11 protein-coding genes are annotated in these 11,580 nt (G+C 63.6%); 7 read left to right on the forward strand and 4 right to left on the reverse strand.

Features of this window, described 5'->3' with window-relative positions:
* Positions 1-7 precede the first annotated feature (7 nt).
* The 4 genes from PI93_RS02260 to PI93_RS02275 all read left to right on the forward strand — a co-directional run bounded on the left by PI93_RS02260 (position 8) and on the right by PI93_RS02275 (position 5,636).
* Entirely contained in the window at positions 8-802 is a 795-nt protein-coding gene (locus PI93_RS02260; protein ID WP_039365407.1) for an ABC transporter ATP-binding protein, read from the forward strand.
* Positions 803-846: 44 nt separating this feature from the next.
* Positions 847-2,133, forward strand: coding sequence for a dicarboxylate/amino acid:cation symporter (locus PI93_RS02265; RefSeq protein WP_039365408.1), 1,287 nt, complete (start codon positions 847-849; stop codon positions 2,131-2,133).
* A 162-nt stretch (positions 2,134-2,295) separates the two neighbouring features.
* Positions 2,296-4,284, forward strand: a complete 1,989-nt coding sequence (locus tag PI93_RS02270; protein WP_039365410.1) for a sensor histidine kinase — start codon at positions 2,296-2,298, stop codon at positions 4,282-4,284.
* On the forward strand, positions 4,284-5,636 hold the full coding sequence (locus tag PI93_RS02275; RefSeq protein WP_039365537.1) for a sigma-54-dependent transcriptional regulator: 1,353 nt from the start codon (positions 4,284-4,286) through the stop codon (positions 5,634-5,636). The genes PI93_RS02270 and PI93_RS02275 overlap by 1 nt, the downstream gene beginning before the upstream one ends.
* Positions 5,637-5,876: 240 nt before the next feature.
* On the opposite strand, the gene PI93_RS02280 is transcribed toward PI93_RS02275, so the two are convergent.
* Together PI93_RS02280 and PI93_RS24760 are read right to left on the reverse strand one after the other, a co-directional pair.
* On the reverse strand, positions 5,877-6,401 hold the full coding sequence (locus tag PI93_RS02280; protein WP_039365412.1) for a TlpA disulfide reductase family protein: 525 nt from the start codon (positions 6,399-6,401) through the stop codon (positions 5,877-5,879).
* A 56-nt stretch (positions 6,402-6,457) separates the two neighbouring features.
* Positions 6,458-7,231 carry a thioredoxin domain-containing protein gene (locus PI93_RS24760; RefSeq protein WP_236105711.1) on the reverse strand — a complete coding sequence of 258 codons (774 nt, stop codon included), beginning with the start codon at positions 7,229-7,231 and terminating at the stop codon, positions 6,458-6,460.
* A 71-nt stretch (positions 7,232-7,302) separates the two neighbouring features.
* Between PI93_RS24760 and PI93_RS02290 the strand changes: the two genes are divergently transcribed.
* Complete coding sequence (locus tag PI93_RS02290; RefSeq protein WP_039365415.1) at positions 7,303-7,842, forward strand: hypothetical protein; 540 nt, start codon at positions 7,303-7,305, stop codon at positions 7,840-7,842.
* 15 nt (positions 7,843-7,857) lie between these two features.
* Here the strand turns inward: PI93_RS02290 and PI93_RS02295 are convergent, their stop codons facing one another.
* The gene (locus tag PI93_RS02295; RefSeq protein WP_039365416.1) at positions 7,858-9,411 is read right to left on the reverse strand and encodes a YifB family Mg chelatase-like AAA ATPase; all 1,554 of its coding nucleotides are present in this window, start codon (positions 9,409-9,411) and stop codon (positions 7,858-7,860) included.
* A gap of 314 nt (positions 9,412-9,725) precedes the next feature.
* Positions 9,726-9,974, reverse strand: a complete 249-nt coding sequence (locus tag PI93_RS02300) for an accessory factor UbiK family protein (RefSeq protein ID WP_039365419.1) — start codon at positions 9,972-9,974, stop codon at positions 9,726-9,728.
* 396 nt (positions 9,975-10,370) lie between these two features.
* Here PI93_RS02300 and PI93_RS02305 point away from each other — a divergent pair, with 396 nt between their 5' ends.
* The gene (locus PI93_RS02305; RefSeq protein WP_039365421.1) at positions 10,371-11,219 is read left to right on the forward strand and encodes a TorF family putative porin; all 849 of its coding nucleotides are present in this window, start codon (positions 10,371-10,373) and stop codon (positions 11,217-11,219) included.
* 13 nt (positions 11,220-11,232) lie between these two features.
* Positions 11,233-11,571 carry a P-II family nitrogen regulator gene (locus tag PI93_RS02310; RefSeq protein WP_010804740.1) on the forward strand — a complete coding sequence of 113 codons (339 nt, stop codon included), beginning with the start codon at positions 11,233-11,235 and terminating at the stop codon, positions 11,569-11,571.
* Positions 11,572-11,580 lie beyond the last annotated feature (9 nt).

Below are 11,580 nucleotides of genomic sequence, written 5' to 3' on the forward strand. Positions count from 1 at the left end.
GAGCGACATGCTGATTGAAATCGATAGCGTCAACAAACAGTTCCCCGTGCCCGGTGGCACGGTCGATGCGCTCAAGAACATCGACCTGAACATCGGCGCCGGCGAGTTCGTCTGCCTGCTGGGCCCGTCGGGTTGCGGCAAGTCGACGCTGCTCAACGCACTCGCCGGTTTCGTACAACCGACCTCGGGTGCCATTCGCATCGATGGCCGTGCAGACGCGGCTGCCGAGCCGGGCCCGGACCGCGGCATGGTGTTTCAGGAGTACGCGCTGTTCCCGTGGATGACGGTGGCGCAGAACATCGCCTTCGGACTGGAAATCAAGGGCATGAAGCGCGCCGAGATCAACGAGCGGGTCGACCTGCTGCTCGGCAAGCTGAACCTGCGCGAGTTTCGCGACCGGTTCCCGCGCGATCTGTCGGGCGGCATGCGTCAGCGCGTGGCAATTGCGCGTGTGCTCGCGCTCGACAGCCCGATCATGCTCATGGACGAGCCGTTCGGTGCGCTCGACGCCCTCACGCGCCGCACCTTGCAGGACGAGCTGCTGCGGATTTGGGAGGAATTCAAGAAGACGATCATTTTCGTCACACACAGCATCGAGGAGTCGATCTATCTGGCCGACCGGGTCGTCGTCATGACGTACCGGCCGGGCACGGTCAAGCGAGACGTGGTCATTGAACTACCCCGTCCGCGCGACACGGCAGGCAGCGAATTCAATGAATTGAAGAAGGAGCTGGCCCAGATGGTGATGGAGGAGCAAATGCGCTTCGCGCAAAGCGAGATTCGCGGGGTCACCGCGGATTGATAACAAGGGCGGTGGCTTGCCCCGCCGCCTGAAGAGGAAACAACATGCAAACCCAGACCAAAAAACCCTTTTACCGCATCCTGTACGTGCAGGTGCTGATCGCCATCGTCATCGGCGTGCTGCTCGGGCATTTCAAGCCCGACCTCGCCGTTCAGATGAAGCCGCTCGGCGATGCGTTCATCAAGCTGATCAAGATGATCATCGGCCCGGTGATCTTCTGTACGGTGGTGACCGGTATCGCCGGCATGGAAGATATGAAGAAGGTCGGCCGCGTTGGCGGCAAGGCCCTCATCTACTTCGAAGTCGTCTCGACGCTGGCGCTGATCATCGGCCTGTTCGCGACGCACATCCTGAAGCCGGGTGCCGGGTTCAACGTCGATATCGCCACGCTCGATCCGAAGGCGATCGCGGGCTATGCCGAAAAGGCTGCCCATGGCGACACGTTCGTCGACTTCCTGTTGCACCTGATCCCGAACACGATTACCGATGCGTTCGCCAAGGGCGAGATCCTGCAGATCCTCGTGATCGCGATTCTGTTCGGTGCCGCATTGGGCATGATCGGTGAGCGTGGCCGCGTGGTGACGGGCTGGATCGACAGCGTCTCGGGCGTGCTCTTCCGCGTGGTGCACATCATCACCAAGGTCGCCCCGCTGGGTGCCTTCGGTGCCATGGCGTTCACGATCGGCAAGTACGGTATCGCCTCGCTGGTGCCGCTTGCCAAGCTCATGGGCACGTTCTACCTGACGTCGTTCCTGTTCGTGATCGTCGTGCTGGGTCTGATTGCCAAGTTCACGGGTTTCTCGATCTTCCGCTTCCTCGCCTACATCAAGGAAGAGCTGCTGATCGTGTTGGGTACCAGCTCGTCGGAAGCCGCGCTGCCGCACCTGATGGAAAAGATGGAGAAGGCCGGTTGCTCGAAGTCGGTGGTGGGTCTGGTGATCCCGACCGGTTACTCGTTCAACCTGGACGGCACGAACATCTACATGACGATGGCCGTGTTGTTCATTGCGCAAGCGACGAACATCGACCTGACCTGGGGCCAACAGCTCACGCTGCTCGCCGTGGCAATGCTCACCTCGAAGGGCGCCTCGGGCGTGACCGGCGCAGGCTTCATCACGCTGGCCGCAACGCTCGCCGTGATTCCGACGATCCCGGTGGCCGGGATGGTGCTGATCCTCGGTATCGACCGCTTCATGAGCGAATGCCGTGCGCTGACGAACATCTGCGGCAACGGCGTCGCCACGATCGTTGTGTCGGCCTGGGAGAAAGAGCTGGACCGCAAGAAGCTGGCGCAAGCCCTGTCCGGCAAGCAAGCGCCGGAGCTGGCCTGACGGCCGGTGGCGCGGATGGCCGGTGCTGCGCGTGAGTGATCTCGCGTGAGGGCATCGGTCCTGCGCCAATGCAACGTTCGCCACCGGGCGGTGCGGCACAGGCACAATAGCGCCTGAGCTTCGCCGCCCGGTGGTCCTTTGGTTCACGCACGCTGTGCCCCAATGGCCACCCTGCACGACAATCTGATCCGCGCACCGAAAGGTGACACAGCCTTGCCTGCGGACCCCCGGCGCGACGAAGTCCCCATCGATCTCGAGAGGACTGTGCCGATGCGCCGTTGGTCATGGATCGTCGTCATGCTGTTGGCGAGTGTCCTGTTTTGCTGGTTGACGTATGCCCTGAGCTGGCAGCGCGGCGTGGCCGATCTGCGCGTGAATGCCGGTGCGCGTGTCGAGCGCTATGCGGGCAGCCTGCGCAGCACCGTCGACCGTTACGAATTTCTGCCGTATCTGCTCTCGCTGCATCCCTACGTGCACGATCTGCTGCGCCATCCTGAAGATCGCGCGGTCGTGCAGCGTGCCAACGATTATCTTTTCGACGTGAATCAGCGCGCCAAGGCATCGGCCGCCTATGTGATCGACGCCAACGGGTTGGCGCTCGCGGCCAGCAACTGGCGTGAGAAAGCCACGTTTGTGGGGCAGGAGTATCGTTTCCGCCCCTATTTCATCGACGCCATCAAAGGGGCGCTGGGCCGTTTCTACGGCGTGGGGACGACCTCCGGCGAGCCGGGGTATTTCGTCTCGCAGCCGATCGTCGTGGACGGTCAGATTCGCGGCGTCGTCGTCGTCAAACTGAATCTCGAGTGGTTCCAGCGCGCCGGCGCCGACGCGTCGGAACCGGTCGTCGTCGCCGACGATCATGGCGTGGTGTTCCTGTCGTCCGAGCCGCGCTGGCAGTATCGGTCGCTCACGCCGTTGACGCCCGACGTGAAGGCGGCGCTCGACAGCACGCGCCAGTATTACAACCAGCACATCACGCCACTTGGCTGGACCGAGGACGAACGGCTCGATGCCGACGGCGAAGTGGTGACCGTGCGTGACGGTCGCGGGGCGGGCAAGACGCGGCGCTTCCTTGCCGTTCAACGCAAACTCGGCGAGCCGGACTGGACGCTGATGTACTTCGCCCCCCTCGATCAGGTCATCGCGAACGCGCGCATCGCGGCGGTGGCCGCGGCGTGTCTGGCTGCGTTCACCTGCTTGCTGGGCGTGGCCTGGAACCAGCGGCGGCAACGCGTGCGCGACATGCTCAAGAGCCGTGAGTTGTTGCAGTCGGCGTATGCGGAACTGGGCGAGCGAGTAGCCGAGCGCACGGCGGATCTGCAATCGGCGAACGAGCGTTTGCAGACGGAAGTCCAGGAGCGCTCGCGCACGGAGCATGAGCTGCGCGAGGCGCAGAGCGAGCTTGTGCAGGCATCGAAACTCGTCGCGCTGGGCCAGATGGCTGCCGGTATCACCCACGAACTGAACCAGCCGCTCTCGGCGCTGCGTAGCTTCTCCGACAATACGCGCGTGCTGCTCGAACGCGGTGAGCATGCTGCGGCACAAGAGAATCTGGAAGCCATCGCGTCGCTCACCGATCGCATGGGCAAGATCACGGGGCAACTGCGGCTGTTCGCAGGCCGTGCGCGTCGTGGCGATATGGAAGCACTGGTGCATCGCGCGCTCGACAATACGTTGATGCTGCTGCGTGGGCGCCTCGCGGGCATTCAGGTGACGACAACATTCGCCACCGGTTTGGACGAGGTGCAGGTTGCCTGCGAAGGATTGCGTCTCGAGCAGGTGTTGATCAATCTGGTGGGGAACGCCATCGATGCCGTGGCAGGTGCCGCGAGTGTTGCCAGCAGCGCGGGGGGCGCAAGTTCGCATGCGCCGCCGTCGATCTGGATCGATGTAGACGCCGACGACCTGTGGGTGCGCATCTATGTGCGCGATAACGGGCCGGGCATTTCGGAGGCCAATATGCCGCGTTTGTTCGAGCCATTTTTCAGTACCAAGGAAGGCGGTCAGGGCATGGGGCTCGGACTCGCCATCTCATCGTCCATTGCGCAGGAGAACGGCGGCCAGTTGGTCGCGCGCAACGTTCCCGGCGGTGGTGCGGAATTTCTCGTGACGCTGCGCCGTGTGCAGCGCACAGGCAAGACAATCGCATGATGTACAAGAACCTTCAGATCCTTTTCGTCGAAGACGACGAACTCGTGCGGCGTGCCACGCTGCAAAGCCTGCAACTCGCCGGACTCGACGCCTTCGGGCTCGCCTCCGCCGAGGCGGCACGCGAGCGCATCACGCCGGATTTCGCCGGCATCGTCGTGTCCGACATTCGCCTGATCGGCATGAGCGGGCTCGAATTGCTCGCGCATCTGCGTCAGCACGCCCCGGAAGTGCCGGTGATTCTCGTGACTGGTCACGGCGATATCTCGATGGCCGTGCAGGCCATTCGCGATGGCGCTTACGACTTCATCGAGAAGCCCTTCGCGCCGGATCGCCTGATCGAGTCGGCCAAGCGCGCGCTCGAGACACGCAAGCTCATGCTCGAGAATCAGGCGTTGCGGCGCGAACTGGCCGAGCAGGGTGGGCGTGCCTCGCGCATCATCGGTCGTAGCCCGTCGATGGAGACGCTGCGCACGCTCATCGCCAACGTGGCCATGACAGACGCGCCGGTGCTCATCAACGGCGACACCGGCACTGGCAAGGAACTGGTGGCGCGCAGCCTGCATGAGTTGTCGCGCCGCCGCGATGCGCCGTTCGTCGCGTTGAACTGCGGCGCGCTACCCGAAGCGATCTTCGAGAGCGAGATGTTCGGGCACGAGGTCGGGGCGTTTACCGGTGCGGCGAAGCGTCGTATCGGCAAGCTGGAACACGCGTCGGGCGGCACGTTGTTTCTCGACGAAATCGAGAGCATGCCGGCAGCGTTGCAGGTCAAGCTGCTGCGTGTGTTGCAGGACGGCGTGCTAGAGCGGTTGGGATCGAACCAATCGATTCGCGTCGACTGTCGCGTGGTCGCTGCGGCCAAAGGCGATATGGAGGCGCTCGTGCGCGAGGGGACGTTCCGTCGCGACTTGTATTACCGCCTGAACGTGGTGACGCTGGCGTTGCCGCCGCTGCGCGAGCGACGTGAGGATATCCTGCCGCTGTTTGAACACTTCATGCTCGATTCTGCCGTGCGTTATGGACGTCCGGCACCGGTCGTGTCGGACCGGATGCGCCAGGAGTTGATGCAGGCGGATTGGCCGGGCAACGTGCGCGAGCTCCGTAACGCGGCGGACCGTCTGGTGCTGGGCGTAGCAAGCGCACCCGAAGGCGACTCGCTCGCGCCGCTGCCGCTCAAGGAGCAGGTGGAACGTTTTGAGCGCGCCGTGCTGCAAGAGGCACTCGAACACAGCAAGGGCAACGTCGCGGCGACGGCCGAGGCGTTGCATGTGCCCAAGGCAACGCTCTACGAAAAGCTCAAGCGTTATGGCCTGCATACGCGGGGGCACGGCGAGGGGAGCGACAACGGACGTTGATGGGATTGCCGGGGCTGACGGAACGCATCTACTCGGTGCGACGTTAGTCGAACGCTACGGGCATTGCCGGTCGCACGGTGACGATTCTGGTGCCGAGATCGCAAGCGTTAGCGTCGTGGTGCGAAAAGGCGGCGACAGGCTCCCGGCCCGCCGAAAAACAAAAGCGCCCCGAAGGGCGCTTGCGATGCAATGCGGTGAACAGCGAATGAAGCCCGAGGAAGTCGGCGGGCGTGAGACGGGTTACGCCTGCTTGGCCAGTGCCTTTTCGATGAGCTTGTCGAGTTCGGCGTACTCCGGCTCGCCGACATACTGCTTGAGCACTTTGCCGTCACGATCCACGACGAAGGTCGTCGGCGTGAGTTGCACGTTGCCATACTGTTTGGCCACGCTGCCATCGGAATCCATGGCCACCTTGAACGGCAACTGACGCGACTGCGCGTAATTCATCACGTACATCGGCGGGTCGTAGCTCATGGCGACCGCCACGAACTCCAGACCCTGGCCCTTGTACTTCTCGTATGTCTGCACCATCGTCGGCATTTCCTTCATGCACGTCGTGCAGCTCGTCGCCCAGAAATTGACGAGATAGACCTTGCCCTTGAGTTGCTCGGTGCCGACCTTCTGTCCGGAGAGCAGCGTGAACGTCGCCTCGGGCGCGCGCTTCTGTCCGGCGAAGGTGAAATATGCGGCAACCGCCACGACGGCGATGATCGCCACGGCGAGAATCTTGCCCAGGGGAGACTTGCGGGAGGTCGTAGCGCTCATGACACAGCCGTGAGGATGGTGGGGTTCATTGGGTGACGTCGATTCTACTCTGAATCTCAGCGCGTCGTGGCGCCGCTCCCGACGTGCAAACGCGCGCGTCCACGGGCGATCGCGTCGTCGAGATATGCGCCATAGAAGTCAGGCAGCCCGGCACCGATCAACGGGTCGGCCACGGGGCGTCCGCTCGTGTCGAGGAACAAAACCGTCGGCGAAACCTTGACGCCATGTGCACGTGCCCAGGCGACGCCGGTGGTGGTCGAACCGTCGAAGTCGCGCACGGCCGTGCGGCTGTCCATACCGATCTCGCGCACTTCGTACTTGCCGCTTCGCACGAGCGGCGCGAGTTCGCGCTGACGGATCGGGCCGCAATACACGCAGTCGCGCAACGACACCAGCACGATCAGCGGCGCGTCGAGCGACGCCGCGCGGCGGGCATGGGCGGCGAAGTCCGTCGCCATGGGGACAGTGGACGGCTCGGCCCGTGGCTTCGCGGTCGTCTTGCTGTCGACGGGCGAGGCGCCAACTGCGCCTTCACGCGGATAGGTGATGCCCGTCGTTTGCGCCAGTTCGATTTTCGCCAATTCGACTTTCGGTGCTGCTACTCCGGCAGGGCCAGCAGCGCTGGTCGGTGCGGCGATGGCGGTACCGATCGCAAGTCCTGCCGTCACCACGAGCAACGCCGTGGCGATTTGGCTGACGATTCGCGAGCGTTTTGAGCGCAAGCGCGCAGACTCGCGCTTGCCCTGCGTTCTGAAGACGCGGGCGGGCAGGTCGCAGAGCCGGTGGGCAAGGTCGTGTTCCATGCTGCGGATGATACCGGGAACCTTCACGGCGCGTTTTTCGTGCCGTAACACATGGCGGATAATGGGCGTTTTCTGTCCTCCGACTTCCTCTCTCGTCTATGAATCGCGTTGTCCGTGTTTGCGTGATGTTCGCCGCGACGGTGGTGCTCGTCGCCTGTTCGCCCCGCTACGACTGGCGTGAAGTGCATGATAAGGACGGCGCCTATGCGGCGACCTATCCCGCCAAGCCGACGCAGGATGCTCGCGAGGTGAAATTCGCCTCCGGCCCGTTGCCGATGCGCATGCAAGCCGCGCGGGTCGACGCAGCGCTCTTTGCGGTCGGCGTCGTCACCCTGCCCAGCGACGATGCGACGTTGCGTCAGGCCGTTCTGGCCGAGTTGCAGCACGGTCTGCTCGCCAATGTGAACGAGGGCGCGGCGACGCCTGTGCAGGTGATGGTGCGTCAGGCCGGTGACGCGCCGGCGATTCCGGGGCTGGCCGTCTCCGCGCAAGGCATGGCCAGCGACAAGACCGAGCGTTACGTCGCGGCCCGCTTCGTCGGACGCGGCAACCACGTTTATCAGGTTGTCGTGCTGGCGACCAAGGCCCCCGCGAAAGACCAGGTCGATCAGTTTCTGGACGCCTTCACGCTGGAGTGACCGGGAGGGGCATCGTCACGATGCCGGGGCTTCGCGATACTGCACCGCCTCGCCGACGTGGTGAGCGTCGATGTCGGTACAACCGGCAAGATCGGCCACCGTGCGTGCCACGCGCAGGACGCGGTGATAGGTGCGTGCGGACCAATGGTGCTGCGTCACTGCCCGGTGCAGAACGTCCAGAGCGTCTGGGCGCAGCGCGCATTGTGTTTCCAGGGCGCGCCCCGACAAGCCGCAGTTCAACTGTCCCTGTCGCGACAACTGACGCTCACGCGCTTGCCTGACACGTCGCGCCACGACGTCGCTGCGCTCGCCGCTGGCCGGGGCGGCGAACGTCTCGGCGTTCAGCGCGGGCACTTCGACATGCAGGTCGATGCGCTCAAGCAGTGGTCCCGAAAGACGGCCGCGATAGCGTGCCACTGCTTCACTTGTACAACGGCAGCTTCGTGACGGATGTCCCAGATCGCCGCACGGACAGGGGTTCATGGCGGCCACGAGTTGGAAGGCCGCGGGGAACGTGGCGTGGCCGCCCGCGCGTGAGATCGTGACGTAACCCAGCTCCAGTGGTTCGCGTAAGACTTCGAGCACGCGCCGCTGGAATTCGGGCAATTCGTCGAGAAACAGCACGCCGCGATGGGCAAGGCTGATTTCGCCGGGACGCGGTGCACTCCCTCCGCCCACCAGGGCTGCCGACGACGCCGTGTGATGCGGCGCACGGAACGGCCGCCGTCCCCAATGCCGCATATCGAAGCCCTGTGCGCTCAGGCTGGCCAGCGTGGCCGCTTCGACCGCCTGCGCTTTGCTCAACGCGGGGAGCAACCCGGCGAGCCGCGTCGCCAGCATCGACTTGCCCGTGCCCGGTGGTCCGTAAAACAGAATGTGATGCCCGCCCGCCGCTGCAACTTCCAGTGCGCGTTTGGCATGGGCCTGTCCTTTGACATCACTGATGTCGCTTGTCTCGGCGAGGCCGGTGGCGCGTGCGCCATCGTGGCCGACGCCAGACGCTGCCGCGACGGCGCTCGGGACTACGGCGCGCGGCAGCGGTATCGCCACGCCGGGTTCGGCAAGGTGCGCGCAGACGTCGAGCAAGGTGCGTGCGCCATAGACCGTGGCGTCTTCGACCAGTGCGGCCTCCTGCGCACTGCCGGCGGGCAGCACCAGCGCGCGTGCCGAGGGTTCGGCGGCAACGGCGCTCGCCATGGCCAACCCGCCTCGCACGGCGCGCAACTCTCCGGTGAGCGACAACTCGCCAGCAAACTCGTGGGTGCGCAGCCCAGCTTCGGGCAACTGACCGCTCGCCGCGAGAATGCCCAGCGCTATCGGCAGATCGAAACAGCCGGACGCCTTCGGCAGATCGGCCGGGGCCAGATTGACGGTGATGCGCCGCGCGGGGAATTCGAACCGGCTGTTCTGCAATGCCGAGCGCACGCGCTCACGGCTTTCCTTGACCTCGGTATCGGGCAGACCGACCAGCGACAGGCCCGGCAGCCCGTTGGCCAGATGTACCTCCACGGTGACCGCGCGTGCCGCCATTCCTGTGATCGCCCGGCTGCTGACAACTGCCAATGACATGACGTCTCCTCGTTTCCCGAAACATCGCGAACCGCGATAGGCCTCGCATGCGTCGATAGTCGTCGCGAGACACCGCGTCGCGCAATGGGTTGTCGGCGGAAAGACAGGAAGCGGAGACGTTTTCGGAGTGGTGCTGTGGACGTACCGGAAAGGTCTGTCGGAACTTAGGATGATTCCGATTGAGGATCGGGATTTCAGGAGGGGGCCATGCCCAGCGAGCGGTGGGGCAAGGGAGAACAACGGTCTGCCAGAGGCTAGCGCTGGCACGCAGGCCCCGAAAACGATCAGGGGCGCCGTAGCGCCCCTGTGATGCGTCAGTCTTGCGCTTCGCCGCGCAGGCTTTCCAGTTCCGCCACGCGCTTTTCCAGCGCTTCGAGCTTCTCGCGTGTGCGAGCGAGCACTTGCGCCTGGACGTCGAATTCTTCGCGCGTTACCAGATCGAGTCGCGTGAAGCCCTGGTTGAGCAGGCTTTTGACGTTGCGCTCGATATCCTTGGCGGGCGATTGCTTGAGCATCTCGCTCACCTTGGCTTGCATGTCTTGCAGGATCTCGTTCGGTTTCATAGGCCTTCCTCTCTTCGTTTCTTCGCACCAAGGTGGTGCTTGCACCGTCAATGTGCTTCAACGGGTCGGTCTGGCCGGTGCAAGGTGGTGCATTGGGTACGCACATCAATGTTGGCGCAACTCTATCACCGTTTCCCGCACCCAGCCAGCGCCGGCACCCCGTCTAACCGTTACCCGGTAAGGATCTGACACGAATCGACGGGCATCGTTGCCATCGCCCGCGTTGCTCGCCGGCCTCATCGTCCCTGCAATTTTGCCAATTTTTTATCTCGAAATTCGTATCTTGCGCGTCGCAGCGCACGCAGATTCCGAGGCTGGCACGGGAGTTGCTCTACCCAGTCCGCAACCTGCCGCACGCTGTACCAAAGACGTTGAAATTCAACTTAGGGGAAAGTGATGAAAAAAGTGTCAACTGCGATGGCTGGTGTTGTGTTGACTGGTGCGATGGCAATTTCCGCCGGCGCCTTTGCGCAGGCAAGCGCCGATGGCGCCGCCACACCCGCCGCAGCGCCTGCTGCGGCACCGGCCGATGCAGCCGCGGCTGCGGCCGAACCGCTGACGATCACCGCCAACATCGGCCTGTTCTCGGACTATCGCTTCCGCGGTATTTCGCAAACGGGCAAGCGTCCGGCAGTGCAGGGCGGTTTCGATCTCGCCCATGAATCCGGTCTGTATGCCGGGGTGTGGGCATCGAACATCAGTTGGATTTCGGATGGGAATTCCGCCGTGAGCGCGCCCATCGAGATGGACTTCTACGGGGGCTGGAAGAAGGAAATCATTCCCGACTGGACCATCGATGTGGGTGGTCTGCAGTACTACTACCCGGGCACTTATCCGTCCGGGGCTTACTACCCGCGCCCGCATACGTTCGAGCTGTATGCCGCCGTGGGCTGGAAAACCGTGACGCTGAAGTACTCGCACTCGTTGACCCGTCTGTTCGGTCTGGTCAGCCCGGACGGCCAGGATACGTCGAACAGCGGCTACCTTGACCTGACGGGTACCTACGATCTGGGCTTCTGGGGCATCTCTGCCGTGGGCCACGTGGGTCACCAGTGGGTGCACAACTTCAGCGCGGCGAGCTATACCGACTGGAAGATCGGCCTGTCGAAAGACCTGGGCAAGAACTTCTCCGTGTCGGTCTCCTACGTCGATACGAATGCCGACGAGAAGTACTACACCGCCGCGAATTCCGGCAAAGTGCTCTCCAAGGCAACGGTCGTCGTAGGGCTGTCGAAGACATTCTAAGGAGCGACTCATCATGAAGCTGATTACCGCAATTGTGAAACCCTTCAAGCTCGACGAGGTGCGCGAAGCCCTCTCGAACATTGGCGTGGCGGGCATTACGGTGACCGAAGTCAAGGGCTTCGGCCGCCAGAAGGGCCATACCGAGCTGTATCGGGGCGCAGAATATGTCGTCGACTTTCTGCCGAAGGTGAAGATCGAGGCGGTAATCGGCGACGCCTTGCTCGACCAGGCGATCGACGCCATCGAACAGGCAGCCCGCACCGGCAAGATCGGCGACGGCAAGATTTTCGTGTCAAACGTCGAGCACGTGGTCCGCATCCGTACGGGAGAGACCGGCGAAGACGCGCTGTAAAGGTCCTAC

It is taken from the genome of Pandoraea fibrosis (assembly GCF_000807775.2).
GTDB lineage: Bacteria > Pseudomonadota > Gammaproteobacteria > Burkholderiales > Burkholderiaceae > Pandoraea > Pandoraea fibrosis.